Raw genomic sequence first — 26,344 nt, 5'->3', positions numbered from 1 at the left:
TTAAAACCCGTTAAACCTAGGCTGCGTTTTTTTCGAGTAAAGCCATTAACTCCCAAGCGCTATTGCCAGCACAAACGAAATCATTAACATTATGATGCGAAGCGGCTGATTAAACACCTTGTTACTTGCTTCCATTAAGAGCCACGCAATATTTTTTCCATTGTATGCCCCTTAGCAAGTTCATCGACTAGCTTGTCAAGATACCGAGCTTGTTGCGTAATAGGGTTTTCTATTTCTTCAACTTTATAACCACAGATCTTTCCGGTAATTAAGCTGGAGTTAGGGTTAACCATGGCACCAGAAAAGAACTCCCCAAATGTAGCAGAACCTTCGATATGGGCTTTTAGCTCGGCTTCACTATAGCCAGTAAGCCAACGAATCGCCTGATTAAGCTCTTCAGTAGTACGCCCTTTCTTTTCTACCTTTGCCGCATAAAGAGGGTAAATCTTTGAAAAAGTCATTCCTGCGATTTGGTCATCTTGTTTTTGAGTAGTTTTCATTTTTTGCCTAGAAATTCAGTCCGATATATCGGACAACCTTGTAATAGCATCTCTATAGTGCGCATGCTGATTTATTGGGATTAACACAAATACTCATTTATCATGTTAGCCCTTACAAAATATACATCACTAACTTTATATCTGAGTACGTTAGCTTAATAATTGAGTTTTAGGTGAGCAAAAGCAATCGGGAAAAAGCTTGATAACGTTAAACCACAGTCCCTTATCATCAGCGTACTGACGTTTGCCAATAATCATAAAGCTTTTCGATATCTGACGAACACATTAAGCCCATCGCATTTTGAATTTGATCGTCGCTCCACTCCCACCATTTCATCTCTAAAAGCAGAGATATCTCAGTTTCTGTAAACCTGTAACGTATAAGTTTCGCAGGATTTGAAGCAACTATTGAATATGGAGCCACATCTTTCGTAACAACTGCACGACTGGCGATAACCGCACCATCTCCCACAGATACGCCACTCATAATCATGGCTTCAGTGCCAATCCATACATCGTTACCAATAACCGTGTCACCCGAACGCTCAAAACCATCTTTAGCATTCGAAAAATTTTCATTATCTTGGTAGAAAAATGGAAATGTGCTGACCCAGTTGTTTTGATGCCCTTGATTTCCTGCCATCATAAATACAGCACCAGAGCCAATCGAGCAGTAACTTCCGATAATTAACTTATCAATATCAGTTCTATCTGGTAGCAAGTAACGAGCACAATCATCGAAACTATGATTATGATAATAACCAGAATAGTAACTGTGTTCACCGACAATGATATTTGGGTTCGTGACTTGTTCTTTCAACGTTTTACCCACAAAAGGGCTTTCAAAATAGTTGTTCAACTTGATTCCTTTTGGAAGCTTATAGCCATAGCGATCCCCAGAGAAAGTATCGACCTTCTGCGTTTATCGTGGCTTATTTAAACTAGGGCCACGCTGTTAGAGGCAAAGTCATAACTGAATTAGAGATCGACATGGCCGCATCTAACACATTTTCATTGGACTAGATGTTAACAAAGAGACGACTGATGTCGCTTATTGTTTTGATAATTCGAGTGATGAGCCTATTTTCCATGGCACCATCCCCCCATATCTGTTCTATCAATAAACTTATAAAAAATACAAAGGTTTGGCTACCCATCTCTAGGTAGTTTATGAAGCGGTGGCTTTTGGCTATACCGCCACTTAGTGAAACATGATATTGAATGCCCCACCCTTATCTTTAAGGCACTTGGTGATAAGGTTAAACCAACAAGTGCGATGCCATGCTCAATTGTTACCAAGCAACACAACAAAACGTTGACCTTATTCTTACCCGGAAAGTACTCCTTAAACTAACAACGAATATCTAAACTTTGGCTCTCTAATGGCTGCTCGTGTGGCGTCCATACATCTTTTATCTGTGGCCAGCCCCAATCCGTCATTGCCACATCTTGTAATACATTCTGAAAACGTAGCGACTGCCAATGGTGGAACAAAGGTAAGCACCAATATTCACTCACCATGGTGTTAGCTACTGCTGCCATCTCAGAGAAATAGTCTTGTAGATGATGGTTTGCTCGCACTTGTTCGAGTTGTCCTTGCATCCACTGCCAATGTTGCTGGCCTACGCAATGCTTTATGAGTGGGTCGTTAAATAGCCAACGAAAAGCCGAGGCTGGGCGATTGTCATCGAGGTTATAACTGGTAATCACTATATCTTGTATCAGTGCTCCGTGGTGAGCAGCTTGATTCAGCTCGGCGTAAGAGTAAGCACTTAACTCAGTGCTTACGCCTAATTGTGACAATAGCTGAGCAATCGTCTCGGCATATAATTGCAAATCATCGTGCTGGTAGAAGCCAATGCTTAACTGAGCAGGCAGCTCTACTTCTTCTGCATCTAGGCTAAAACAATCTGGCCAAATATCTAGCAAGCTTAACGCCGGCTCTAGCGCTAAGCTTTGTAAGCTTTTCTGTGCAACATCCAGAATTTTTTCTGGCTGTAAATAACCCGCTAACCAGCGCCGTTGGGCATAGTTAAGTGAGTTATTTTGTTGATTAAACAGCAAGTATTGGCAACCAAATTCTAAACGTTGCTGTACATGTTGTTGCTCGCCACTATCGTTGTTAGCAAAGGCATATTGCCCTTCTTTAATGCTGGTACTTCGCTCAACAAACCAAATACTTACCTCATCAGGTAAGGCACGGTAGCCATGATAAGCTTGGTTAGCCCGCAAATGTAAGCGCTGAGAGTTATGGCTAACCAACTCAAACGGACCAGAGCCTATAGGTTCTTTATCATTGGTGTGGGTTTTGGCTAATTGATGTGCCGGCTGAATAGAATACTTAGGATCGGCCAATAAGCCGGCAAAACCTTTGTCACTGCGTGACAAATTGAACTCGATGGTTAAAGGGTTTAGTGCCCGAATGGTAGCAACATGTTTCAGTTCTTGGGCATATTGTTGATCATCCATTAAAGCTGAAAACAAATTGACAATTGCGGTGGCATTAATCGAGCTACCATCATGAAATTGTAACTGCGGGCGAAGATAAAAACAGTAGCGAGTAGCTTGGTTATCCACTCGCCAATGGTGGGCTAAATCACTACTAATTACTCCTTCAGCGTTACAGCTTACTAAGTTGGCATAGAGCTGCCGAAGTAAAAAGCGTTCGCTATTTCGCTGCAACAAATGCGGCAAAATAGGAGAGAACTGGCGGGAATAGGTTAACTGTAGATTAAGTGTACCATCGCGATGACTAGCGCCAGAGGTAGCAATCAGCATACGGCCAAACCATTGCTGGTCATGGTTTAACAATCCAAGCGCAGCGCTGTAGTCACCCAAAGCAATTTGCTGTTTAGCTAGGCTTTGCCTTAGATCGGTTTCTGTAAACTGCAACTGCAAGCTAGAGCGCTGATTGCGACCAACACTGGGCTGCCAGCTTAGCCAGCCTGCGTCGGCCATTTGCTTTAACAACGTGCGTGCATGCCGTGGGCTAGTGCTCACCGCCGTTGCAATATCGGCCAAGGCTACTTTTACTGGCTGCTCAGTACCAAATTGAATGAGTTTTAAGTAGTACCTAAATAATTTAAGTTGTTGCAAAACCCTCACCTATATTTTCATAGCTCTTCCCTATTTTACGCAATAGTTTGAAGTATTCACGATTTACCGATTAAAAAGAGGCATAAAAAGAAAAATAAGGAACAAAATTAAGAAACACCATCTGTTTTTAATTCCGCGATTAACGCGCAAACTATAAGGGTATCAACAACCAGTAATAGAGGAACCAACTCATGACCAGCGTAAACATACATGCCAACAACCAGCAGCTAAACCAATACCGTTGCCAGGTAAGTCATTTAAACAGTGCAGCTCCCAAAGCAAAGCTAAAACGCAGCGTTATCAAAGCTGCTTCGCCAGCCACCATGGCGCAACATACTAAACATAGTGCTTTGCAAAGCCAAAGCCCGCTGGCTCAAGCTGCGCTGCAATCAATGCTGAGCTTATGCCAATGGGATGTAATGAACCTAAACGAGCAAGATTATAGTGAACACTTTTAGCTCACTAACTTAAACTTGCCTACATTACTTTCTTGCTGGTTAGACAGCGCGTTTAAGCGCTGTCCTTCCGCGGCAAGGGTATCTAACGTTAGGCTGTTTTCTTTAGCTTGCTGAGCCAGTAAACCCATTTCTTGTGTGATACTGGCAGCACCTTCTCGCTGCTGCTCGGTGGCAGTATTAATGCTATGCGACATATCGCGAAGCTTTTGAATATCTTTACTCACCGCCGTAATCGCCTCTGACAACTCACTGTTTAAGTTAAGTGTATCGCCCATTTTGCTGCGGCTTTCACCCATTAACTGCATAGAGGTACTCGCTTGTTCTTCTAAACGCGCCATGACTTTAGCTATTTGCTCGGTTTGCTCGCCACTGCGCTTAGATAACATTCTCACCTCATCAGCGACCACTGAAAATCCGCGCCCATATTCCCCAGCACGAGCCGCTTCAATAGCCGCATTTAATGCCAGTAAGTTGGTAGCGTCTGCGATTGATTGAATCACTTCTAGTACTGTTTTAACGTCGCCAATATCTTTCAGTAAACTTTCCATTGCCCCATGAGTGCTATTGATGTGCTGATCTAAGGCTTGAATAGTTTGCTGGTTTTGCTGCATAACCGCGGTACCACTTTTCAATCGTTTATCGGCGGTCTCTGTTTGCTGGAAAGAGTCACTCGCAATGCCGGCGATTTCTTGGCTGGCATTAGCCATTTGCTCAATCGCCGAGCTAACACTGCCTAAACTAGTATTTTGATTGTCGTTTTTACCTTTAATGTCACCGGTAATACTGGCGTTACTGGTGGCCATAGTTTCTAGTTCGCTAGTCACTTGAACGATTTCACTCAATGAATGATTGGTATTTTTTGCTACCTCATTCACCCAGCCAGCCACTTTAGCAAACTCCCCGCTCCATCCCTTTTGCATATGCAAAGTAAAGTCGCCGTTCGCCATCGCGCGGGTTACCGTTGCTAAGTCGTCAATCGGCCGCTTAATCAAGCGATTGATTGAAATACACGAACCAACTGCAACCAACAAAGCAATAATACCGGCAATGCTGGCGCTAACGCTTACCTTTGTAACGAGCTGCTCAGCATCATTCACCATTTGTGTGCTTTGCTGGTCAATACTAGTAACCAAATGTTTTAGTTCAACTATTTGAGCCTTGATATCAGCTTCTAGCTGGGTACGCTTTAGCCCAACTTGTTCAATGCTTTGCTGGTTTTTAAGCACCCTAGATAACAAACCTTGTGGCTCATTTACATGCTTGATAAAAAACGCCCAGTTACTTGTGATGTCTGCATGCTTAGTAATAGATTCCACTTCAAAGCCAAGGTCGTCAAAACTATTCGCTAAGCGCTTGGTGCTGGCACGAATCGTTTCCAATAATTTAGCAATGGCCGCAGGACTGTCTACAGATACCAACTCAAAGCTCTTTAATTGCACCCGCTGAGATGAAGACATATAGCTTCGATAAATGTCGCGAATATATTGATCTTCTAAGGCGTAAGGCTCTACTTGATAGCCCATGTCGTTGTATAACTCGGTAGACTGCAAAACAAACTGGCTAAATATTTTCTTTAACTCAGCCTCTTCGGTATAGCTTTGAGAAAGCGCTTGGTAAACCAGAGACAATTCCTTATCCAAGTGCTCTATCATTTGTCGAGAAGACTCAAAACCAGTGGCGGCGTTAGTTTGCTGTTGCACTTGTGAACGAGTGACCGCTTGCGCCAGTAATTGCTCAGTGCTATCGCGCAACAGTTGCCAATCGGCATAAAGAACATCAAGCTGGGACTGGTCTTTTGACGTGAGAATGGCCAGCACTAAGTGATTCATTTGCAAATAGGCAGCTTCGGCATCAGAGGCGTTTTGCAAAGCAACTAACGAATGACTAGCCAATTCCTGATTACGATTTTGAATGGTATTTAAGCCAATAATGGCAATTAAAATGGCGGTAACAAAGGTACTCGCGATCACCGCAACTACCGTTACTACCTGCCTAGGAATGGACATTTTGCGTAAACGACCAATAAATGAAAAAACCTGAAAATTTTTAAACATGCTGTACCCCATAACCAACATCACTTTCCGTAGCGCTGATAGCAACTTAGCGAGGGTAAACATTTTCAGCAATCAGATTTACGTTTTTTTATGGTTGCGATCAATAATTATCAGGTAATTCATAATGGCTTTATTTTTATATTTCAAGCTTTTGATTTAATTAATAAAAATCTAAATTCTCAAAATAACTTGAGTTAAGCAAAACTGTTGCTCAACTCTTACTCAATACCGCCGATATAGAAAGAGTTAAAGGGATTTAATCGGAGAACAGCAGTGTCGATAACGTCAATCAACTCAGCAGCAAGTAATGCATACATGGCTCAGGCAAAAGCTAAACAAACGCCCGTTATGGATAAACCGGTTGAGCCTAAGCAAGCACAGCCCACTATGCCAGAACCGTTAAAAACAGATAAAGCAGAAGAAGACAGCAGCGTAAAATCTTTTGCTTATGGCGCACTAGGCATGGACAAGCCTAATGAAGTAGAAGAAAACGAAGATGGTGCTTATACCGCAGGCCAAGTGCTTAAAGCCATTGGAACGGTAGGCAGCATCATCGCCATTATGGTGTAAATTACTGGGTTTTAAGCGCCCAGGTTGTTTCTCGATGTTGCTCTGGATGACGCGGAACCAAGAATGAAAACGCCAGTGAAGCTACAGCAATAGCAGCGCCAAACCAAAATACTAACGACGGCGAATATAACCAAACAAAACCTAATAGTGCAGGCAGTATTACTGCTGCTATATGGTTAATGGTAAAACTCACCCCCGCTGAACTAGCAATATCTGCTGGATCGGCAATTTTTTGAAAGTAGCTCTTAATCGCAATTGCCATTGCAAAAAATAGATGGTCGATAATATACAATCCTGCCGCCCACTCTGCTGTTTCTACCAAAGCATAACCGCCAAAAACGAACACCAAGCCAGTGTATTCAATCATTAATGCTCGGCGTTCACCAATATGACCAATCAGCTGGCCAATTTTACCGGCAAAGATAATGTTCAGAACTTGGTTAGCAAGGTAGAGTAAGGCAATCTCTGATACTGAATACCCAAACTTTTCTACCATTAAGAAACCAGCAAACACCACAAAGATTTGCCTGCGCGCGCCGCTTAAAAACACCAAGGTATAAAACAACCAATAACGCTGGCGTAAAATCAGCCTTTTATGTTGCTCGTGCTCGGCGGTGTAATGCGGAAAACGCAAGGCAATAAACAGTACCGCTAATATGGTAATGCCGCCAAACAAGGCGTACAGCGACACATACTCAAACTCACTGTATTCCAGCAATACCCACAACAAACTATAAGCTAATACCGCCGCAGCACCTTTAACCGCAAGGGCCTTCCCCATAAAAGCGGGGGTTTCGGCTTTAGGTATCCATTGCAAAGTAAGCGATTGATTCACTGTTTCAAAATAGTGAAAACCCACCGACATTAAAACGGTAGTAAAATACAAGCCATATACACTGGGGAAAAAGCCAGTAAGCGTAATACCAATAGCCAGCACCAATAAACTGATCAAGGCAAAGGTTTGCTCTTTAAGCACTAGCAATACAAAAATGGCAGTAAAAGCCAAAAAGCCCGGGATTTCGCGAAGGCTTTGCAAAATGCCAATTTCGCGCCCTGTGAATTGCGCCACTTCAATGGCAAAGTTATTTAGCAATACCATCCAAATCGAGAAGCTAAACGGCATTAAAAATGCCATCATCAACAGCAATTGCTTTTTAGAACGTTGCATCATAATCCTTTAATTCATCAAACAAGCGGGCTTAACTGAGCTCAGAAAATGCCAAACGAAGACCAAAACCAGCAAACACTCCACCTAACGCGCGGTTTAGCCAGCGCTTAGCCCCTTGGCTGGTTTGCACTCGATGAGAAATAGACGCACTCAGCCATGCCAATATATGCCCCCAAATCATCGCATTAAGGTTAAACACCAAGCCCAACACAATAAAAGCTAAGGCTTTATTGGGCTCAGCTGCATCAATAAATTGGGGAACAAAGGCCAAGAAAAACAACGCCACCTTTGGGTTTAGACTATTGGTAAGAAAGCCTTGGCGAAATATTTTTGCGTAACCCGTACTACAGAGTGGTTCGGTTTTAGGCTGGCTTTGCTCTTTACGTAAAGCCATTGAAAGCCCCATGTACAAAAGATAAATACAGCCAACCACTTTTAACACGGTAAAGGCCGCAGCAGAACTCGCCAGAATGGCAGAAAGCCCAAATGCAGCAGCACTAATATGTACAAATGTTCCTGCGCCAATGCCAAAAGCCGCTACCGAGCCGGCTTTAAAGCCTTGGCTAGCGCTGCGTGCAACAACGTATAGAGAATCGGGACCTGGAATGAGATTAAGCAGTATTCCCGACACCACAAATAACCAGAAATCATTAATGCCTAACATTGCTACTACTCCGTTAGCTTTGTGCGCCATGTGGCCTAGCTCACAAGATTAACACGGAGTTTGTTTAATACGTTAAGAGGAAATGCCCATTTAGTTTGGCAAAAACTGGTAGAAAGTTTGGTGAGTAGATGGCTATGCCAGCGATAGTACTAAGTATGCTTAACGCTTAAAGGGCTGACGACCGAATTGATAGAAAGCTAAGGCTAAGCAAGTGAAAACCGCTTAGCCTAAGCAATAATTATAAAAATTTAGCCGTTCGACTAAAGATAAAAGGCTTCAACAGTGCCTTTTAGCGTCACCATTAACGGCTGGCCACGACGGTCTAATGCCTTAGGAGACGGAATTTTTACCCAACCTTCGCTAATGCAGTATTCCTCAACATTAAAATGCTCTTTACCGTTCAGTTTAATACCGATGTCGTGCTCAAACACTTCCGCTACATGGTGCGGGCTGCGAGGGTTGCCTGACAGGCGATCAGGTAAAGTAGGTTGTGATTCGTTATTGCTCATGGCTTGGGCTCAAGGTAAATAAAAGTGCGTCATTGTAGTCAATATAGGGAAAACGCTCAACAGTAACGCTGAGGCTTTTAGGTGCAATCTATCGTTTGCCCCACACTAGTTTTCAGCCGAAAACTGCCACCTCCTGAGATCTTAGCTTGGGCTATGCGCGTGGGTTTTGATGAAACTCTATAACGTTTTTATCTGGGTCTCGTACAAATAGCATCACCGCGCCACTATCCATAGTAATTGGCCCTTCGCTGATTGAAATATTTTCACTCTTCAAAGATGCCTCTACCGATTCGATATCAGAAACGGTTAAGGCGACATGGGTATAACCAGGGTGTTTTTCTGGCACATCCATCAGTACATTGTGCAAAACGCCTGAGTTGGCATTGAGGATGAAGTTAATGTTAACCCCTGATGGGTGTTCCATAATAGCAACAGGCTCTGGCCCTAGCGGGCCGATTAAAAATACGAAGCCAAGCTTTTCGTAAAATGCTCTTGATTGCTCAAGATCCTGAACTCTCAACCCTAGATGATTAATCCCTGTAATGTCTTTCACAATAACTCCCTAAGTAAAAATAGACACCTTACGCCCTCGCCCAACAAACACTTTAGGGAGTATTTTAAACGGTAAAATATAAAGGCAAGCCGCTTCACTATGCAGTATATAGCTGCACACAGTTACGCCCATGTTCTTTGGCTAAATACAGCGCTTTATCAGCTTGTTGAAGGGTTTCTTTTAGCGCTTGGTTACGTAGGCTGCTAGCCACACCAAAGCTGGCGGTACAGCTAAAAGATGTTTCACCAACAATAGGAATAATATGTTTGGATACACGCTCTCGCATCCGCTCGGCAGCCTGTTGAGCGTGTTCTAGGCTGGTATTTGGCATGGCAATCACAAACTCTTCGCCGCCAATCCGTGCAAACAAATCTTGTTCGCGGCAAATAGCTTTTACCTCTTTACTGATTTCAACCAAGCACAAGTCCCCCACTATGTGACCATAGCGATCGTTAATACTTTTAAAATAATCGAAATCGAGCAATACCAAACTAAAAGGCTGATGAAGTTTATGCGACTGCTGCAACATGGTATTGCCTTGAGCAAAAAAACAATGGCGGTTGGCCAAACCAGTGAGTGAATCAGTAGAGGCTTGCAAGGTTAGCTGCTGTTCGTTGGCTTCTATTTGCCGAGCAAAAATGGTTAAAACAAACACCACTTCAATCATGTTCACCAACACTACCGACTGATAAAGCAAATGATTGGTGGCAGCATCTAATTCAATTAGCGGTGTTAAATTGGCTGTATTTTCGCAATATAGAAATAAGCCTACGGAGGCAGCACTCAGCGCTAGCATTTCTCGTCGCTGGCGCAATTCAAACAGCAAAAATGCACCGGTTGGCACTAAAAAGTAGTAAAGGTGAAAGCCACTAGCATTGGTTACATACACGTTGGTGCAGATAAGCAGATGTACCATCAGCACAGAAAAAAACCAGGTTTTAGCGCCCGATACATAACCTTTAGCCATAAAAGCGATAGTCGCGAGATAGGCTAAGGTGAAACCAAAATTGATTAAAGCTACCGGTGTATTGTCTAACAGTAACCAATAGTTTAACGAATATACACCAGAAATAATGGTGGTAATTAGGGTGATGATATTGGTGAGACGTATACGACTAACGGCTGCAAATGAGTGCCCTTCGGCCCCCACATTTAGTATTTTTTGAATATCCATGTTGTTCTGCTTGCTTCCTTTCCGGCATCAGCCTAACACACAAACAGCGAACAAATTGTGGCAATGTTTATTTTTATAATTAAACAAAATAAGTAGGAAAACGCGGCAATAAATACGCTAAAAGCCAGTAAGATCGCGTAACTGTTTATTTATCATAAACTAAAACTTCATCAAACTAGAGACTGCTTTAGGGCAACAAGCATTTAACCCCGCTCGCCAATCTGGCAGTGGTCACGGCCGCCCCCATTACGCAGGCTTTACACAAGCTCAATGTATTCGAAAAGCCAAAGCCCGTTTTGGGGATTACTTTGATTACCGTCAGATTAACGACGTAAATACCCACACGCCTGCAGAGATAGGTTGTCCCAAGAGAGGTACAATAGAGTTGTTTTCAAAGAACTACTTAGTGTGGTCGGCCGCTCTTAATAAAATAACGAATAACATTCAAACCTAATTCATTCGTCACCCTGTTCGAAACAGATATTTAACTATCAACTTGCCCGAGCCTTACTGAATCTATCTTGGGTTTACTCTAGGAACACCTTCTATGCTTAAACAACTATCGTCTTTTTTTATCGCCTCGCTATTCCTTGTAAGTGGCTCTGCGGTTCTGAGCAAAACAGCCGCTGCCGATTTTACTGAAAATCGTCATTACACCACGTTAAAACAGCCAGCTAGCGAAAAACCCAGCATTACTTTGTTTTATACTCACTATTGCGCGCCTTGTGCCATGGTGCACGAGCCCATTGCTAACATTGCTCAGAAGCTAAACATTGCCATGGTAGATGTTCCGCTAGCGGTTGGTGGCCCAATGGCTAGCGAGATTCAATTAGCAATGGCGGCCACCGAGCATTTAGGCGTAAAACATCAATTTAGCCAAGCACTGATGAAGAAGATCCACTTTAGCGCAGCTGGTGCACCAAAAACCGTACAAGAACTAGAACAAGTGGTAGCGGATTGTGGGGTAAACATGAACGACTTTATGAGTAGCTGCCAAGCCAACGAAGTAAAAGCAAAAGTTAACACTTACAACCAACTCGCGAGTGACTATAGAATAAGATCAACGCCGACTATTGTGGTGAATGGCAACAAGCAAATATCTATGCAGTCATTAAAGAGTTTTGACGAACTAGAAGCGTTAATAAGCCACTTAGCTCTACAAGCATAACTCCCCTACCAACGCTTACTTGGGCATTTCTATAAGCAAATGCCCTTGTTGAGCTTGGCTTAAATCTACTTCGAAGCGTTGCGGTGACCAACCATGAACTTTATCGCGAGCTTCAATGTAAACGATAGAGCCCACTTCTGGATGAGGTACATTGCTCAGGCTGCGAGTAAAAGGCTGCTCGTTAACATGGGGGTGAAGTAACTCACGCTCACCTAATACTGTGCCTTTAGCATCTACCACTCGCCACATATTGGCATAATGATCCCAACCGCTATCTTCATGCAGCAAAGAGACATCTACTTTCCAAGTGCGTTGGCCGTCTTTGGTAAATTCTGCGGCGACAATGGTGACATCATTAGCAAAAACCGACGTTACCAACAAGCTAGCGGCTACATAGCATGCTTGAATAAAACGAGACAAATAAACAGATTGACCTTGCATGAATAAACCTTATTAGCTGCTGGGCGAGATAGCTAAACCCTAGCAGCAAAGGTAAAACTTGAATAGCAAAGATTTGTAAGAACCCTGCGAGGTTTAAGGGTTAGCCAGCCACAATTCAGCTTGGTCCACTTGGTTCATATCAAAGGCTTTAATGCTCAAGCCAGGAATGAGCTTACCTTCCAACTCACTAATGGTTTGTATCCATTGCTTACATTAAACATACCCGCTTCCATTTGAATACGATACTAAAAGATAACAATGCATAAACTAAGACTTTAGCTTTGCTAAAACATCCAAAGTGGATTGATTATGAAATCCTGTTATAAAACAACGGTTATAAACACGTAAAGTGGTCGAAACTCTAACCAGAACTCGTTTAGCGACATCTATTAAGTTTTTAATTTCTTCCGGTTTGACTCCGTTTCTTTTAAGAACGGCTTCATCCGTTTGATTTGATTCAGTGTGAGCAATTAATTGACTTCGAATATCTAAAATTTTGACAACTAATGACTGGTGAGGATAAAGAGCTTTATCAACAACATTAGCCAGTTCCTTGTACCCTTCTGCCTTTAACAAAGTTTTCAACTCCCTAAACCTAGAAGAATTTGAACTCGTATCAAAAGCGCGGCTGAGAGCCATAAACATTGCGATTTGATTAGCAACACTACAAGTATGCATAAATAATTAAACTCTTAGTTATCAAACGCTTACCGATACTTTTTACGATTACCCGAAAAACCCAAAGCCCACCACACCTCATAGTGAGATGAGGCTTCATCAATTGACGTTTCAATATCTGCCAGTACTTTGTATAGGATAATAAGGCACTCACTTTCTGAACACATAAATTGAACATACGCTAAAAAGTAACAATATCATTGCGCTAGGTTGTATTTCTAAGCGCTTGAGTCAGCCTTTTTTGTCAGCGGTTTAACGGTAGAAAACAGCTAACCAAATGGTTGCGCCCTTGGCTGCTGTGGTAAGTACTTTGTGTTTTTGGTGTGCAGGAATATTCAGATAATCTCCTTTGTCCAATTCAAGGCTTTTACCGCCTTCAAAAGCTAAGGTGGCCGAGCCTTCTAGCACTATTACCCACTCGTTTTCATCTTGGTCATACCAACCTTGTTCTGGGGAGCTTTGCCCATAAGACACAATTCGCTCAACTCGAACATGTTCACTTTTTAGCAAATCGTTAAAGTGCTCTTGGCTTACATCTGTAGGAAGTTCAGCGAATAGATTAGCCATGACGAGTTGACCTGGGTAGCGTAAAATAGAGTGTGTGGTGTCAAATAGCGTTTGCGGTGGTTAATTGGAGGGAAACAAACCAGTCAGCGTTTGCCTAACAATGGCTAATAGTTCTTGTTCGCTAGTAAGCACTTTTGATAACACGCTTACCCCCATCAGCAGGCTTTGCAAGGCTAGCGCTTTCTCATGAACATTAATATGCTGTAACTCGCCCTTAGCGACAGCTAGATCGAGTAAACGCTCAAAACGTGAAACGTTTTCTAACACCATACTTTGTAGATTCTCGCCCAATTCCTCATCAACCGCCGCTAACTCAGAAACTGAGTTGATCACCAAACAACCGCGAGCTTGCGGGTCGCTGGCTCTAAAGCGGCAAACATCGGCAAAAAAGTCAGATAGTAACCCCAGTACAGAACTCGCCGACTCAGCGTGATTCAGCACTTGGTCTGGCGTTTTGGTCGCATATAAATCTAAGGTTTCTAGGAACAAATCTTGGCGAGAGCCAAAGGCATTGTAAAAGCTTGAACGGGTAATGCCGAGCTTTTCAGATAAGGCTTTTACTGAGCAGGCCTCATAACCGTTTAACCAAAATTCGTTCATGCACGTTTCTACGGCAACTGCCCTATCAAACTTTATTGCTCTACCCATTTTAGCCTCTGCGCACTTTACTTAATTACTGTTCACTTATGTACAAATTAACATAAGAGTTACCGGCTCGCTAAGTGCTCAATAACAATTGTTGATATTTGCAGAGCATGCTTTGTTTATTAGTGATTTGGTTAAAGCGGGACAAAAATAAAAAAGCCCATGTTACTTGGCAAATAACATGGGCTAGTCTTGCTAAAACTAGCTTAATTTAAGGGCGCACAGGTTCACTAGTTAAATCGATGCGGTAAATCGCAAACCCCGCGACGGCATCTACACCAGTCAGTTTTTCCATGGTACGTTGCTGATTATTAGCAATAAAGGTATCGGCCAATTCACTGTCTTGTGTTTCAAAACGCACATCTAACGCGGCTGTTGCAGTAATCGTTTTGAAGTCCCAGTTGTAATCTGCTGTAGGGTCAACTTCGCTGGCATAACCGCCAGAACCATCTGGTTGAGATTGTTCGCTAATGTAAGCAGCCAATGCTTCACGGTTAGTATCAGGCAACTCCAGAACGACGTGGTCGGTGCCCGTTCCAGCAAAAGCACCACCAAAAGCTCTATAGTTATTCGACGCCACTAAAAACTCTTTCGCCGCCAAGTCTTCTCCGCTAATAACATTGTCCATCTCGTCGGTATAACTAAGCTCAACAATACGGTTAGCGGTAGCGTTTACCACTTCACAATTACGATCAAACTTAGACGGTTGAGTGACATCAATCTTGTAATTCAAACCGTCGATAACATCAAAGTTATACGTTGGGTGTCCATCGCGATTAATCAGATTTTGTGGGGTACTAATACTTGGATCAATTTGATTAAATTGATTAGCACTACATTCTAACCAGTCTTTTAACTCGGCACCTGTGGCTTTAAGTACCACCATGGTATTGGGATACAAATATAAGTCTGCGGCATTGCTGTAAGACAGCGGCCCCGCAGGCACCATGACAAACTGGCTAGCGTCACCTTCTTGGTAACGCCCCCCAGCTTTAAACGGTGCAGAGGCAGATAAAATGGGTAAGCTGCTCAAGTTGTCAGGCAATTTTGCTTTTACACCGGCAATTTGCGCTAACGACACAATTTGAACAGATGGGTCGTCTTGTACCAAGGTTAAAAAACTAAACATATCTGATGCCGCAACACCGATAGGCTGGCTAACAAATTCAACGGTACCTTGGTGCTCTAACGCGACGGCATCACGAATACTCTGCTCGCCACTCACCAGTTCTACCTTGTTAGTATTGTCGTAAACGGGCCTTGCTTCGGTTTGCGCAGCAGAGTGGTCAACTATCCAGTAGTTCCCTTTTTTGCTTAGCTGTAAATCAACAATACCAATATTGTCGCCCCAGCGGCCTGGCATTACTGCAGGAATACCATTTAGCAAACCTTTCTCAACATCGGTATTGGGTAAATCACTATATCGCGCTGCTGGAAATACCGAATGACTGTGCCCAAACATTATCGCGTCGATATCCGCTACACTGGTTAACGCAAACGTAGCATTTTCTGCCCAAGGGTCCCCAGGGTTTTCACTAGAACCAATGCCCGAGTGCGGAATAGCAACAATTAGGTCGGCACCGGCTGCTTTCATTTCTGGTACAAACTTTTTAGCAGATTGGATAATGCCCAATACTTCCACTTCACCGGTTAAATGCGCTTTATCCCATTGCAAAATTTGCGGCGGAACAAAGCCGATATATCCAATATTAAGCGTTTGGCTATTGCCCTGAGTATCAACTACCGAGGTTTCTTTAATCAGGTAGGGCTTGAACATGTTTTCGTTAAACTGAACGGTGCCCCAACACCCTTCTTTATTGGCACAAATTACGTTTGCACTAATGTAAGGGAAGTTTGCGCCAGCAATAGCGGTTTCAAGAAAATCGAGCCCATAGTTAAACTCATGATTACCAATATTCCCTACTTCATAATCAAGGGTATTCATGGCTTTATAGGCTGGGTGGGTATCACTCAAGCCTACACTAGCAATGTAATCTCCCATTGGGCTACCTTGCAGCAAATCACCGTTATCAACTAACACTGCGTTCGTTACTTCGTCGCGAGCAGCAGCAATTAAACTAGCCGCTCGCGCTAAACCAATCGTTGGATCTTGCTGATTATTGTAGTAATTGAAATCCATAATATTGGTATGTAAATCGCTGGTTTCAATAATTCGTAGGTTCACTGTTACTTCTGCAACTTGGGTATCGTTATCAGAATTACAGCCATATAAAGCCGTTGACGAAGCAACAACTACAGCCAGGAGTTTTTTATTTAACACAATCAATCCTTTGTATGTTTCATACACTTACTCAAGTATTAAAAACCACTTGAAGACATAAATTAAAGAACAAAAGCATAAGAGCCATATGTGAGAAATATATGACAAAAACAATAATAATTCACAAGAAAGTAAAATATAGCCATATTTAACAATAAGTTATAAATTAGCTCCTGTTTTTAGCCTGTGAAGAAATCTAAAACTTAAAACAAACGTTAAGACCAACAAAGCAAACTCATGCAAATTTATTCACTAGTTAAAACTAAACAAGATAGTACTGAGCATTTGTCTCGTGGCGTTAATTGGATTTCTCTTTGCGCCCTCTTTCTTTGCTAATCAACGCATCCAAGCAACAAATAGTTATTATTTATGTACACATGTGGACAAAATAAAACATCGCGAATATATTGTACACACATGTACATTTTACATGTCTACGCAATTCATCACTGCGTGGTGTGATAGCTAAACAAAAGGATTACCGAACTATGACTGCGTTTTTTATTGCAACAAGCCAAATTAAAGATCCTCAAAAATTTGCCCGCTACGGGCAACAGGCGGCTTCCACACTTTCTGAGTTTCAAGGAGAGTTGGTAATTAAAGGTAAATTTTCAGAAGCGCTTGCAGGAACAGCCGAACATGATGCAGTAGGTGTGATTAAATTCCCCACTATGGACGCCCTGCAAAATTGGTATAAAAGTGACAACTACCAAGCCCTTATTCCCCTGCGAGAAGAAGCCGTAAATATGAGTATTAGCACCTACGCGGTACCCGCATAACAGACTCATAATTGGCCGATTAATCATCGGCCAATTATTTAACCTCTGTTAGCCTTAGCGCTATGTGCTTAGCTTGCTCTTTAAATTGCTTAATAAAAAACCTTGAGAAAAAAAATGAAAGGCGTAACATCAATCGCAAATCGACGATTAACTATATATAAGCCATCACCGAGTGATTTATGACAACAGCATGTAACAAAGCCAATAACCAAGCGTTTTCTACAAGCGAACAACAATTAGCTCAAGAACAGCAATTTGCTGCTTGGTCAAAAGCTTTAGCACATCCAGCGCGAGTAAGAATATTATCTATTCTGATTAACTTGGATAAATTAGGTGGCTGCCTGAATAGTGATCTAGTCTCACAGCTAGGTTTGGCGCAATCTACCGTGTCGGAGCATTTACGCATTCTTAAGCAAGCTGAGTTTATTAGCGCAGAGCCAATGCCGCCTAAAATGTGCTATCGAGTAAATCACAGCGCACTGACAGCATATAAAGAATTACTGAATACTCTCACCGATTAAAAGCAGATCAGTTCGACCAATTTGCTCTTTATTACAAATAAATCAATCGCTATTCGACGAATAACGAAAGAGCGAGTAAACCACTTAACTCACAACAGGTTTAACCATGAATACTGACACCGACCAACCTACCCTTAGCTTTTTAGACCGCTACCTCACCCTATGGATTTTTGTCGCCATGGCAGTAGGTGTAACAATTGGCGTGGCCTTTCCACAGGTTGTAGAACTGAATGAAGCCATGTCGGTAGGCAGCACCAATATTCCTTTAGCTATTGGACTAATTTTGATGATGTATCCACCGTTAGCGAAAGTGAATTACCGCTTGCTAGGCAAGGTGGCTAAAGACAAACAAGCCATAAAGCTCTCGCTCATTATGAATTGGATTGTTGGGCCTATTTTAATGTTTAGTTTGGCGCTGATCTTTTTAGGCGACCACCCAGGATACATGGTGGGCATTATTCTTATTGGCCTTGCCCGTTGTATCGCCATGGTATTGGTATGGAATGATATTGGTGGCGGCAATAAAGAATACGGCGCAGCCTTAGTGGCATTAAATAGCCTGTTCCAAATCGTTACCTACAGCTTTATGGCGTGGTTGTTTATTACCGTATTACCGCCGTTGTTTGGGTATCAAGGCATGGCAGTTGATATTTCAATGTTAGAGATTGCTAGCAGCGTATTAATTTACTTGGGCATTCCTTTTCTAGCAGGCTTTTTGAGTCGCGAAATTTTGGTTAAAGCTAAAGGTGAGCAGTGGTATAACGAGGTATTTATTCCTCGTATTTCGCCAATTACCTTAGTCGCTTTGCTCGCCACCATTGTGCTGATGTTCAGCCTTAAAGGCGAAATGATTGTAGAGCTGCCGATGGATGTTGTACGCATCGCGATACCGCTGGCGATCTACTTCGTATTAATGTTCTTCGCCAGCTTTATGGTGGGCAAAAAAATGGGCATTCCTTACGACAAAAACGCCTCTATTGCTTATACCGCTACTGGTAATAACTTTGAATTAGCCATCGCGGTATCTATTGCTGTATTTGGTATTAATTCAGACCAAGCTTTTGCTGGCGTGATTGGTCCGCTGATTGAAGTGCCAGTATTGATTGCATTAGTGAACGTCGCGTTGCGTATGAAAAAACGCTACCCGCTCACGGTTAGCTAACGCAAGGGCTTGGCTTTATTAGGCTCTGGTTACTTTGCTTGAGCCTTCTGTATGTTCTTCATGTCACGAACCAAACTGCGGTATGCTTTAAGAAACAAAAATGCTGCGAGTAAAAATTATTATGACGTTTTCTAGATTGTTATTTGTATTAACTTGCTTAGCATTTAGTCAAAGTGTAAGCGCAACGCCTGCACCAATAACGGATAAGGTTGTTTCAATAGTCTTAGAGCAGCCGGCCGCCCAAGAGCAAGCAAGCTATGAGCTTATTAAACACAGTGAAGTTAATCAGCAATTCGAGCGTTTGTTAGAGCAACATTTTCCCTTTGAACATGCTGTTACGCTGCAATACGGCAGCAGCGATGGGCCACTGTATGATCCCGAGCAACACACCATTTTCATCCCCTACTCTTTTGTTAGTGAATCTCTGCAGTTTTTCACAAACAATAACTACGCCGAGCAGCAAGGCGTTTCCGCTGAAAAGGCCGCCTTAGATACGCTATTACATACCCTATTGCACGAGGCCGCCCACGCTTATATTGCAGACCAACAGATTCCCATATTGGGCAAAGAAGAAGATGCAGCAGATAACCTGGCAACGTTAATGTTGTTGAATTATGTAGAGCACGGCGATGACATTGCGATAAGTGCCGCTGATATGTTTGCCTTTGAATCGGATGAAAAACCCAGATATTACGAAATGAGCGAATACATCGCCGAGCATAGCTTTGATTTACAACGTTACTTTTCCACCCTTTGCTTGGTATATGGTTCAGATCCCGAGCGCCATAAGCAGCTATTAGATGAAATAGAAAAAGACTACCAAGCAGAGCGAAAAGAGTTTTGTATTTATCAGTTTGAGCAAAGTAACTATGCATGGCATTACTACTTGGCTCAGCCTTAAGTTTACTCGATGTTGGCTAACACAGCTTGAATAGCCGATAAACCTTTTAGTACTTGAGCTAAACCCTCACTCCCTATTTCTGTAGTGAGTTTATTGTCTAGCTCAGACAGCAGTAACCTAGCGTCGGCCATCAACAACTCGCCTTGCGTAGTAAACACTATTTGCTTTTGCTTACCCACGCCATCGGTTTGCTCTAAATAGCCTTTTAAGCATAAATCTTTCACTGTTTTAGCCACCATTTGTCGGCTAACACCTAAGTTTCGAGCAATCTCAGAACCGTAGTTAATACCGCACTCTAAGGCACTTAAGAAGTGCAGAGTATTTGGCGTGATTGAGCGATAACCTTTGCCCATCAATGCAGTACACAAGTAATGCCCCGCTAAATCTTGAACCTTAGCACCCGTCATAACCAACTGCAGCGAGCGGCTATCTACCATTGCCACGCCTTTATTTGTCAACCTTGTTGACATAGTCATTTCCTCTCACTAGGCTTATGTCAACCAAGTATACATAAGGACAGAATATGAAACATCTCTACTTATTGTTAGCTATTGTGGGTGCGGTAGTTCCTTACCTGTTTTTCTTTGAGTTTTTTAATCTACACGGAATAAGCTTAACGCTGTTTGTTAGTGCCTTATTTGCCAATGGCGCCGCAGCGGGCTTCAGTGCCGACTTGCTAATTAGCTCATTAGTGTTTTGGCTATTCATGTTTAAAAACCAACAAGCTCACTCACCCAAGCCCTACTTGTTCATTGTACTGAACCTCACCATTGGCTTAAGTTGTGCGCTACCTGCTTACTTATATGCAAAAACTAAAGCCGACAGTTTGCTTTAGCAAGCAAGGTTTAAGCTTTTCAAAGTGCTTCAATCAAAAGTAAATGCGAACAAAAAAACCTTATCCTGGGTTGGTTGACACCCAGGACAAGGCTATATGCAAAAATGTAAAAAGGGAGTCACGACCCAGTGTAAGACGCTGACTAAAAAAGTGGTTACCCTTAACTAAACCTCATGATTACCATCTCATGCGCTAGTACCTTTTATTCAAAGGCTTCCCATGCAGTAGTCCCTTCAACTTGCCAAATGAGTTTTACCAACTCAGGGTGGTCAATTAATGGGTTTCGATTACCTTGGTAACGTTGAGCTGCGTCGTTACGATCTCGTTCTTTTTGACTAACAGGATCGTTAAGGTGCCACTCCATTAAGGTGCGTAACTGCCAAGTTTTAAACACTTTATCGTTACTTCCATCAAGAATACGGCTTACCGATACGTTGCTGTTGGATACATCTATCCAATTAGACACCTTATCTTCATAACGAATAGCCAAATACAATAACGCGCGAGCAATATCACCTTTAAACTCGTTAATAGGCTCAAACACGAAATAATTTTGGTTACCTCGTTCTGGGTGCCCATAACCATATTCGGTACCATTTTTTCCCTTCCATTGGCTATCGTAAGGGCTAACAAAACCAAAGGGTTTAGCATTATTGCTATCGGTACGGTGTAACGACCCAATACTGCTGTCTACACCAAAAATATGGTGAATATCACGATCCATCGGATAACGATTGCTGCTACCTAGCAACTCTGTACGAAACATGCGGGCATAGCTGTAACAAACGCCTTCTTCATCGGGATATGAACCACTTTCACAAACGTCAACAATGGGCAGGTAATTATAAGGGTCCTGGCCAGTAGGGTTTTCTGAAAATATATCGACAATGTCCACACCTTGCTTATCATCGAAGTATACGTCCAAGTCATTTTCAGCAATAAAGTCATTGATTAAACTAGTGCTTTGAATTGTGTGGTTGGCAGAACTTATCTGATGCAGCGCTGTTTTTAGTTCGTAACCACGTAAACCTTCGGCGGCTTGATACTCAGGCCGTAAGTTTGTGGCAAGGTGACCCGTGTAGTTAGCAACGTCAAAACGAGAAATGTATTCGTCAACAAACAGTTCGCCGTTTTCGTCAAACTCCTCGACGTTAGCAATTACCTCTCCATCAAGCTTTAGCGTCACTCGCCCAGCACCATGAGTACAACAAATCCCATCATTACCGGTATCGGTTAACACAAAACGATAACTATTCGGTTGTAGAGCAATCACTTCTTCGTAATAGGTTTCGTTGTCATAGTCCTGGCTTTGGCGAATTTTATTCGCGTCGGCATCATACAAAGCCCAAGATAACTCACCCGCAGCTCTGTCGGTCATCACTTCAATTACCAACATGGTATTATCGTATTCATGCTCCTTTGCACACCCTACAGCAAGTAAACATAACGCCATGGCAGCATAGGTATTTTTAAGTCTCATAAGGTTTTCCTTTTATCCCTAAGCCTGACGGCGGCGAATAAAGCCCACCATTACTAACATCATCATTAAGTAACCCGCAGCGCTACCGCCATGTGTTTTATCTTGCTCGTTCACCAGCATTGAACGCTCACTGATTAAGCTGTCGTTGTGAAGGTAAGACACAAGGTTTTCTCCATACCCAACGTTGATTAACGGCATAGAAACCCACCCTCGCTGAATATCACTGCTATTCAATACGCGAGTTTGACTGCGTGAGTAAGTAGACACATCATATTGATTTCTATCTGAAATAATCGTTTGAATGGTTTCCCCTATTTGCAGGCTTGTTTCACCTAACTGGGTTAAATCCACAACAGCAGTAAAGGTGTCACCCTGCTTAGGATGATTTTCACTTGGCATGTCCTTAGGCGTGGTAGGTAAGTCGATAGACTCCCCTAACTCATGCTTGTCTAAAAACGCTAAGGTTAAAATGGCAGGATCATGGTCAGACGACCGGTAAGGGTCTGTATATTTTGGAAACTCCCCGGTATACGCCGTTGAGTATTCAAACAAAGTGGATTCACGAGAATTAATATTCCATTCCGTTGCATCTACAACATGCGGAACAAGGCTTGGGGAAATTAAGGTGTAATCTAAATTACCAACGGTATCGCCATAAGCGTAACTAAAACCATCAGGATGCAGTTGCCCAATAATGTCAACGTAGTTGTAGCGATCACTCAGCACTGCGCCTCCATTGCCGTGCAACTCATTGCCATTTACGTAAGTATTACGTGCTGCTTTAAGCGGATAACCAGAAGGCGCAGTATTGGTTAACAGCATTATCGCGTCTTCTTTAGCATAAGAGTTTAAATCACCAAGAATGATCTTGTGACCCTCTAACTCCGCTAAAGTCTCGCCTAAATGATAAGCAGCAGAAACGCGGAAGTTCTCACAATTACCCTGCGCATCTATATCTGTTAGTTCACCAGTTTCTTGGTCGTAATCTTCCCAACATTCTGACCCTTTCGATTTAAAATGATTGGTAGACAAAATTAGCCGCTCACCACTGCCATTTACCGTAAAGGTACCCGTCATTGACGCACGCTGAAATGCAGAGCTAGCTTCAACACCTGTTGGCCAATAGCGAGGATGAACATGCTGCTCAGGCATGTTAATAATCTTTACGCTTTCAAGACTCACTACCGAAGGACGGTAGATAATTTTGGTACTAATAGCGTCACTGCCCACAATTTTTGAGTCAGAGTGGCGCATAACCGCATAGTGCTTCTCACGTGGCAGTTCTGCGTTCAGTAACTGAGTAATGGTAACGATTGATGACATGGCGTCGTAACCGTTATTTTCTACTTCTAAAAAGCTAAAAATATCGGCGTCAATGGCTAACATGGCGCTTGCTAACTTGGCTCCCTGAGTTTCAAAGTCGGCAAATTTCTCTGCTCCTCGATTTTGCTCTAAAGGGTTATTAGCGCCACCAAAAGGAGACGTGAAGAAGTTTAAAACGTTAAAAGCACCAATTTTAACATCTGCTTCTTTCACATCAGGACGCGCCGTTCGTTCAATTCCACTATGGTTGAAAAAGCTGGCATCGGCGGTATTTGTTACAAACAAGCGATACTCATCGTATGAGTAATTAACAATCCCTTCCATGCCATCTATCGTGGCGCCAACACGAATATAATCAGTAGTAGTTCCCGTTCCGTCATCTTTACCAAAGTTGGGATACCACGGTACAACACCATTTGCCGCTTTATCTTCTGACTCAATAATCACCCTACGCATTTCATTTGCCTGCACAGCGGCAATTGCCTCGTCTGAACCTGGCACATTTTTTTGATTAGGATGATAGTTGAGAGTACCGTGAGAGGCGGTCATATTATTGCGAAAATCACTGTAGTCAAAACCAAACGTACGCGCGACTTTCATGTGTGATTGCTCATCAAAGCGCACCAGCATGTTCTCGTAACGCTCTAGCGTAATCTCAAAGTTATCTTGCTCTGATACCCCATCAACAACACAATCTTTAACCAGTAACGGGGTAGGCTCAATAACGCTGGTTACGCCGGTCTTTACAACACCTTGTACACTGCTTAGTTGAGACAAGCCATAGTATTCCTGAACCTTGGCATAAACATACACCTCATCCCCTACGTTCAGATCTAATCCATAAGGATTTTGATAAACAAATATTCCACTAGATGCACAACTGCTTTCATCAACTTGAGGATCTTGAATGTAAAAACCTCGTGTCATCACTCCATTTGAGGCCTTAAGATAAGTAATAACACCTTGTACTTTAAACACTTCATCTGAGTAAAATTTATTGTTATCTGGATCGGTAAATGGCGAGTGAGGCCCCTCTCCTTGCAAGGTGGCAATGGTGGCTTCTTGGTCAAAAGCGGGCTCTTCTGCCGCTAGGCTTTGCGCAGTAAACAACATTGTTTCGGTTGTTTTTTGTGATAACTCAATCCCTGCATTAGCGGCCTGCGGGCTAAACACCTCTGCATTTGCTGTTAGTGCAAACAGCGCTAACGATACAGCAGAGTATTTATAAATATCCATATGTGTAACCTTTAATATAAGTATTGCTACAAGCTGTGCTTACCATTGCTAATAGTTTGGTATTTACGACACCTCTATTAAGCTGCGGCAATAGTAAACACAGGGTAGTTGTCTATATTTTCTGCATTCATTACAGGCAAACCAAAAATCACACAAGCTAACTAAGTCATTCTTACTATTTATATAAATAAGGAAAATAAAAAGAAAGCGTAATAAATATATAAGTTAAATTATATTGGTTTAATATAAACAACATTCTTAATCTAGTAGAAAAACCTTGATGTAATGTCATTTCATTTTTGGACATAAACTATACACTGGAGAAAAATCAGGCAATGATTTAAAAACATACCAAACATTGCCTAAGCACTCGTGGTTAGTAGCTTATATTTCAAAAAACATCATGATTAGTGAACAACTAGAAACTGTAATAAAGCTTGGCATAACTGAATGTTCCATCTTCGCCACCGCTTGTTACTTCCGCTGCAAGACGTACATTAGGGCGATAATGATAGTTCACACCTACGGTGAACCAATCTTCGTTAACCTGCTCTTCTTCGTAATACTTATATTCTTCGTCAAAGCTAATATTAGAATACGTTACAACGGCTTCTACAGTACTTGTAATTTGGTAAGAAGCGGATAAAACAGCAATAATATTATCTTGAGATAAGTAACCATTCTCCTCTTGTCGGTCTTCAACGGAAACTAAACCACCAAAGCCCCAATCACCGAGGAAATAAGTACCGTGTAGAGAATATATTTCGCCGTATTCTTTTGCTGTTTCACCACCAAATAGTAATGACCAGTTGTCAGCAAAGTAACCCACATAACCATTAAATACCGCGCCTTCACGAGAGTCTGTTAGGTATTCGTCCCAGCCTCTTAATGAGTAAGACATACCCATCTGTACGTTGTTGTAACTTCCTTGATATTTAATCGTATTATCTTGGTCGCCAGCCTCTTTTACTTCACGTGCGCTATCTACAGAAAAATCACCGTGAGAGTCAACATCATCATAAGCGGTATCGTTTCTACCAAATTCTACAAAGTGCTCTGGCAAAAACTCCCAGCCAACGTAAACCTTATCCAAAACGGTTTGAAATTCATTGTCTTGAGTCCAAGTCATGCGTTCAAAATCGATATCAAGAACACCGTACACATCACCAGTTCTGCCTTCAAAACTAATATCGGCAAAGGTGTCATCGGCGTAGCCTTGGTACCAAGTCCACTCTTCTCCAAGGTCATTGTGAGACTTGCCAAACCAACCACCTACTTCTATGCGGCCATTCAGTTTTACGTAATCGCCCTCAGCCGTTTCATACAAAGTAATAGCTGATACAGAAGTGGTGAAACCCATTCCTAATAAAGCTGCAATAGAAAATGCAATTGCATTCCTTTTCATTTAAATCCCTTTCATTCCTTTAAATATAAAAAGATAAGATGTAAAAAGATTCCTTAAAATAAACTTCCCACAAACAAATCATTAACAAGTGCTCGTTAAAGCACCGCTTCAATAACATTGAAGTTAAACACCCGGCGAATATATTTAAATAACCCAAATGAATCAATAACTTAAGA

At 42.3% G+C, this 26,344-nt stretch carries 27 protein-coding genes; 8 read left to right on the top strand and 19 right to left on the bottom strand.

From position 1 onward, the window contains the following. Positions 1-134: 134 nt before the first annotated feature. The 3 genes from Q4549_RS00635 to Q4549_RS00625 all read right to left on the bottom strand — a co-directional run bounded on the left by Q4549_RS00635 (position 135) and on the right by Q4549_RS00625 (position 3,596). Positions 135-500, bottom strand: coding sequence for a DUF2200 domain-containing protein (locus Q4549_RS00635; RefSeq protein ID WP_303515129.1), 366 nt, complete (start codon positions 498-500; stop codon positions 135-137). 229 nt (positions 501-729) lie between these two features. Beyond that, the gene (gene catB, locus Q4549_RS00630) at positions 730-1,359 is read right to left on the bottom strand and encodes a type B chloramphenicol O-acetyltransferase (RefSeq protein ID WP_303553510.1); all 630 of its coding nucleotides are present in this window, start codon (positions 1,357-1,359) and stop codon (positions 730-732) included. 491 nt (positions 1,360-1,850) lie between these two features. Then, entirely contained in the window at positions 1,851-3,596 is a 1,746-nt protein-coding gene (locus Q4549_RS00625) for an SgrR family transcriptional regulator (RefSeq protein WP_303553511.1), read from the bottom strand. A 191-nt stretch (positions 3,597-3,787) separates the two neighbouring features. Between Q4549_RS00625 and Q4549_RS00620 the strand changes: the two genes are divergently transcribed. Then, a complete protein-coding gene (locus Q4549_RS00620) occupies positions 3,788-4,054 on the top strand; it encodes a hypothetical protein (RefSeq protein WP_303553512.1) in 267 nt (88 codons plus the stop codon). Here the strand turns inward: Q4549_RS00620 and Q4549_RS00615 are convergent. Next, on the bottom strand, positions 4,051-6,108 hold the full coding sequence (locus Q4549_RS00615) for a methyl-accepting chemotaxis protein (protein WP_303553513.1): 2,058 nt from the start codon (positions 6,106-6,108) through the stop codon (positions 4,051-4,053). The two genes, Q4549_RS00620 and Q4549_RS00615, sit on opposite strands and share 4 nt — an antisense overlap. 315 nt (positions 6,109-6,423) lie before the next feature. Here Q4549_RS00615 and Q4549_RS00610 point away from each other — a divergent pair, with 315 nt between their 5' ends. Further along, positions 6,424-6,678: a hypothetical protein gene (locus Q4549_RS00610; RefSeq protein WP_303553514.1), complete on the top strand. Its 255-nt coding sequence runs from the start codon at positions 6,424-6,426 to the stop codon at positions 6,676-6,678. 1 nt (position 6,679) lies between these two features. On the opposite strand, the gene Q4549_RS00605 is transcribed toward Q4549_RS00610, so the two are convergent. The 5 genes from Q4549_RS00605 to Q4549_RS00585 form a co-directional block, all read right to left on the bottom strand. Beyond that, positions 6,680-7,846, bottom strand: coding sequence for an MFS transporter (locus Q4549_RS00605; RefSeq protein ID WP_137675134.1), 1,167 nt, complete (start codon positions 7,844-7,846; stop codon positions 6,680-6,682). A gap of 31 nt (positions 7,847-7,877) precedes the next feature. Continuing rightward, on the bottom strand, positions 7,878-8,510 hold the full coding sequence (locus Q4549_RS00600; protein ID WP_303553515.1) for a LysE family translocator: 633 nt from the start codon (positions 8,508-8,510) through the stop codon (positions 7,878-7,880). A gap of 260 nt (positions 8,511-8,770) precedes the next feature. Continuing rightward, positions 8,771-9,019 (bottom strand): DUF3297 family protein, encoded by a 249-nt coding sequence (locus Q4549_RS00595; protein WP_137675097.1) that lies wholly within the window; start codon positions 9,017-9,019, stop codon positions 8,771-8,773. 151 nt (positions 9,020-9,170) lie between these two features. Then, the gene (locus Q4549_RS00590) at positions 9,171-9,572 is read right to left on the bottom strand and encodes a VOC family protein (RefSeq protein WP_303553516.1); all 402 of its coding nucleotides are present in this window, start codon (positions 9,570-9,572) and stop codon (positions 9,171-9,173) included. A gap of 97 nt (positions 9,573-9,669) precedes the next feature. Then, positions 9,670-10,746, bottom strand: coding sequence for a GGDEF domain-containing protein (locus Q4549_RS00585; protein WP_303553517.1), 1,077 nt, complete (start codon positions 10,744-10,746; stop codon positions 9,670-9,672). A 547-nt stretch (positions 10,747-11,293) separates the two neighbouring features. Here Q4549_RS00585 and Q4549_RS00580 point away from each other — a divergent pair. Then, entirely contained in the window at positions 11,294-11,914 is a 621-nt protein-coding gene (locus Q4549_RS00580) for a DsbA family protein (protein ID WP_303515152.1), read from the top strand. Between the two features lie 15 nt (positions 11,915-11,929). On the opposite strand, the gene Q4549_RS00575 is transcribed toward Q4549_RS00580, so the two are convergent. From Q4549_RS00575 to Q4549_RS00555, 6 genes are all read right to left on the bottom strand, one after another. Then, positions 11,930-12,355 carry a hypothetical protein gene (locus Q4549_RS00575; protein WP_303553518.1) on the bottom strand — a complete coding sequence of 142 codons (426 nt, stop codon included), beginning with the start codon at positions 12,353-12,355 and terminating at the stop codon, positions 11,930-11,932. 93 nt (positions 12,356-12,448) lie between these two features. Continuing rightward, entirely contained in the window at positions 12,449-12,556 is a 108-nt protein-coding gene (locus tag Q4549_RS21860; protein ID WP_336622630.1) for a hypothetical protein, read from the bottom strand. Positions 12,557-12,622: 66 nt separating this feature from the next. After that, positions 12,623-13,033: a hypothetical protein gene (locus Q4549_RS00570; protein WP_303553519.1), complete on the bottom strand. Its 411-nt coding sequence runs from the start codon at positions 13,031-13,033 to the stop codon at positions 12,623-12,625. A 252-nt stretch (positions 13,034-13,285) separates the two neighbouring features. After that, positions 13,286-13,600 (bottom strand): cupin domain-containing protein, encoded by a 315-nt coding sequence (locus tag Q4549_RS00565; RefSeq protein WP_303553520.1) that lies wholly within the window; start codon positions 13,598-13,600, stop codon positions 13,286-13,288. A 60-nt stretch (positions 13,601-13,660) separates the two neighbouring features. Then, positions 13,661-14,248: a TetR/AcrR family transcriptional regulator gene (locus tag Q4549_RS00560; protein WP_303553521.1), complete on the bottom strand. Its 588-nt coding sequence runs from the start codon at positions 14,246-14,248 to the stop codon at positions 13,661-13,663. 208 nt (positions 14,249-14,456) lie between these two features. Then, positions 14,457-16,526, bottom strand: coding sequence for a bifunctional 2',3'-cyclic-nucleotide 2'-phosphodiesterase/3'-nucleotidase (locus Q4549_RS00555; RefSeq protein ID WP_303553522.1), 2,070 nt, complete (start codon positions 16,524-16,526; stop codon positions 14,457-14,459). 488 nt (positions 16,527-17,014) lie between these two features. On the opposite strand from Q4549_RS00555, the gene Q4549_RS00550 reads away from it, so the two are divergent. The 4 genes from Q4549_RS00550 to Q4549_RS00535 all read left to right on the top strand — a co-directional run bounded on the left by Q4549_RS00550 (position 17,015) and on the right by Q4549_RS00535 (position 19,889). Then, positions 17,015-17,305: a DUF1330 domain-containing protein gene (locus tag Q4549_RS00550; RefSeq protein ID WP_303553523.1), complete on the top strand. Its 291-nt coding sequence runs from the start codon at positions 17,015-17,017 to the stop codon at positions 17,303-17,305. Between the two features lie 179 nt (positions 17,306-17,484). Further along, positions 17,485-17,826: a helix-turn-helix transcriptional regulator gene (locus Q4549_RS00545; protein ID WP_303553524.1), complete on the top strand. Its 342-nt coding sequence runs from the start codon at positions 17,485-17,487 to the stop codon at positions 17,824-17,826. A gap of 106 nt (positions 17,827-17,932) precedes the next feature. Next, the gene (arsB, locus tag Q4549_RS00540; RefSeq protein WP_303553525.1) at positions 17,933-18,988 is read left to right on the top strand and encodes an ACR3 family arsenite efflux transporter; all 1,056 of its coding nucleotides are present in this window, start codon (positions 17,933-17,935) and stop codon (positions 18,986-18,988) included. Positions 18,989-19,109: 121 nt separating this feature from the next. Next, positions 19,110-19,889, top strand: a complete 780-nt coding sequence (locus tag Q4549_RS00535; protein WP_303553526.1) for a DUF4344 domain-containing metallopeptidase — start codon at positions 19,110-19,112, stop codon at positions 19,887-19,889. Positions 19,890-19,891: 2 nt separating this feature from the next. On the opposite strand, the gene Q4549_RS00530 is transcribed toward Q4549_RS00535, so the two are convergent. Continuing rightward, entirely contained in the window at positions 19,892-20,359 is a 468-nt protein-coding gene (locus Q4549_RS00530; protein ID WP_303553527.1) for a MarR family winged helix-turn-helix transcriptional regulator, read from the bottom strand. A 53-nt stretch (positions 20,360-20,412) separates the two neighbouring features. On the opposite strand from Q4549_RS00530, the gene Q4549_RS00525 reads away from it, so the two are divergent. After that, a complete protein-coding gene (locus tag Q4549_RS00525) occupies positions 20,413-20,724 on the top strand; it encodes a DUF2834 domain-containing protein (RefSeq protein WP_137675108.1) in 312 nt (103 codons plus the stop codon). Between the two features lie 202 nt (positions 20,725-20,926). Here Q4549_RS00525 and Q4549_RS00520 read toward each other — a convergent pair whose 3' ends face one another. The 3 genes from Q4549_RS00520 to Q4549_RS00510 form a co-directional block, all read right to left on the bottom strand. Then, complete coding sequence (locus Q4549_RS00520; protein ID WP_303553528.1) at positions 20,927-22,204, bottom strand: endonuclease; 1,278 nt, start codon at positions 22,202-22,204, stop codon at positions 20,927-20,929. A gap of 18 nt (positions 22,205-22,222) precedes the next feature. After that, positions 22,223-24,763, bottom strand: coding sequence for an ExeM/NucH family extracellular endonuclease (locus Q4549_RS00515; RefSeq protein ID WP_303553529.1), 2,541 nt, complete (start codon positions 24,761-24,763; stop codon positions 22,223-22,225). A gap of 418 nt (positions 24,764-25,181) precedes the next feature. Continuing rightward, entirely contained in the window at positions 25,182-26,168 is a 987-nt protein-coding gene (locus Q4549_RS00510; RefSeq protein ID WP_303515188.1) for a hypothetical protein, read from the bottom strand. Positions 26,169-26,344: the final 176 nt, after the last annotated feature.

Origin of the sequence: Agarivorans sp. 2_MG-2023 (assembly GCF_030548085.1) — a bacterium.
Lineage (GTDB): Bacteria > Pseudomonadota > Gammaproteobacteria > Enterobacterales > Celerinatantimonadaceae > Agarivorans.
Note: the sequence above shows the minus strand (reverse complement) of the source record. Positions and strands in the feature narration are given on the sequence as shown.

Coding starts and splice junctions, on each gene's coding strand:
- Q4549_RS00635 (WP_303515129.1), bottom strand. CDS start 500: ATGAAAACTACTCAAAAACAAGATGACCAAATCGCAGGAATGACTTTT.
- Q4549_RS00620 (WP_303553512.1), top strand. CDS start 3,788: ATGACCAGCGTAAACATACATGCCAACAACCAGCAGCTAAACCAATAC.
- Q4549_RS00615 (WP_303553513.1), bottom strand. CDS start 6,108: ATGTTTAAAAATTTTCAGGTTTTTTCATTTATTGGTCGTTTACGCAAA.
- Q4549_RS00610 (WP_303553514.1), top strand. CDS start 6,424: ATGGCTCAGGCAAAAGCTAAACAAACGCCCGTTATGGATAAACCGGTT.
- Q4549_RS00605 (WP_137675134.1), bottom strand. CDS start 7,846: ATGCAACGTTCTAAAAAGCAATTGCTGTTGATGATGGCATTTTTAATG.
- Q4549_RS00600 (WP_303553515.1), bottom strand. CDS start 8,510: ATGTTAGGCATTAATGATTTCTGGTTATTTGTGGTGTCGGGAATACTG.
- Q4549_RS00595 (WP_137675097.1), bottom strand. CDS start 9,019: ATGAGCAATAACGAATCACAACCTACTTTACCTGATCGCCTGTCAGGC.
- Q4549_RS00585 (WP_303553517.1), bottom strand. CDS start 10,746: ATGGATATTCAAAAAATACTAAATGTGGGGGCCGAAGGGCACTCATTT.
- Q4549_RS00580 (WP_303515152.1), top strand. CDS start 11,294: ATGCTTAAACAACTATCGTCTTTTTTTATCGCCTCGCTATTCCTTGTA.
- Q4549_RS00575 (WP_303553518.1), bottom strand. CDS start 12,355: ATGCAAGGTCAATCTGTTTATTTGTCTCGTTTTATTCAAGCATGCTAT.
- Q4549_RS00570 (WP_303553519.1), bottom strand. CDS start 13,033: ATGCATACTTGTAGTGTTGCTAATCAAATCGCAATGTTTATGGCTCTC.
- Q4549_RS00565 (WP_303553520.1), bottom strand. CDS start 13,600: ATGGCTAATCTATTCGCTGAACTTCCTACAGATGTAAGCCAAGAGCAC.
- Q4549_RS00560 (WP_303553521.1), bottom strand. CDS start 14,248: ATGGGTAGAGCAATAAAGTTTGATAGGGCAGTTGCCGTAGAAACGTGC.
- Q4549_RS00550 (WP_303553523.1), top strand. CDS start 17,015: ATGACTGCGTTTTTTATTGCAACAAGCCAAATTAAAGATCCTCAAAAA.
- Q4549_RS00545 (WP_303553524.1), top strand. CDS start 17,485: ATGACAACAGCATGTAACAAAGCCAATAACCAAGCGTTTTCTACAAGC.
- arsB (WP_303553525.1), top strand. CDS start 17,933: ATGAATACTGACACCGACCAACCTACCCTTAGCTTTTTAGACCGCTAC.
- Q4549_RS00535 (WP_303553526.1), top strand. CDS start 19,110: ATGACGTTTTCTAGATTGTTATTTGTATTAACTTGCTTAGCATTTAGT.
- Q4549_RS00530 (WP_303553527.1), bottom strand. CDS start 20,359: ATGTCAACAAGGTTGACAAATAAAGGCGTGGCAATGGTAGATAGCCGC.
- Q4549_RS00525 (WP_137675108.1), top strand. CDS start 20,413: ATGAAACATCTCTACTTATTGTTAGCTATTGTGGGTGCGGTAGTTCCT.
- Q4549_RS00520 (WP_303553528.1), bottom strand. CDS start 22,204: ATGAGACTTAAAAATACCTATGCTGCCATGGCGTTATGTTTACTTGCT.
- Q4549_RS00515 (WP_303553529.1), bottom strand. CDS start 24,763: ATGGATATTTATAAATACTCTGCTGTATCGTTAGCGCTGTTTGCACTA.
- Q4549_RS00510 (WP_303515188.1), bottom strand. CDS start 26,168: ATGAAAAGGAATGCAATTGCATTTTCTATTGCAGCTTTATTAGGAATG.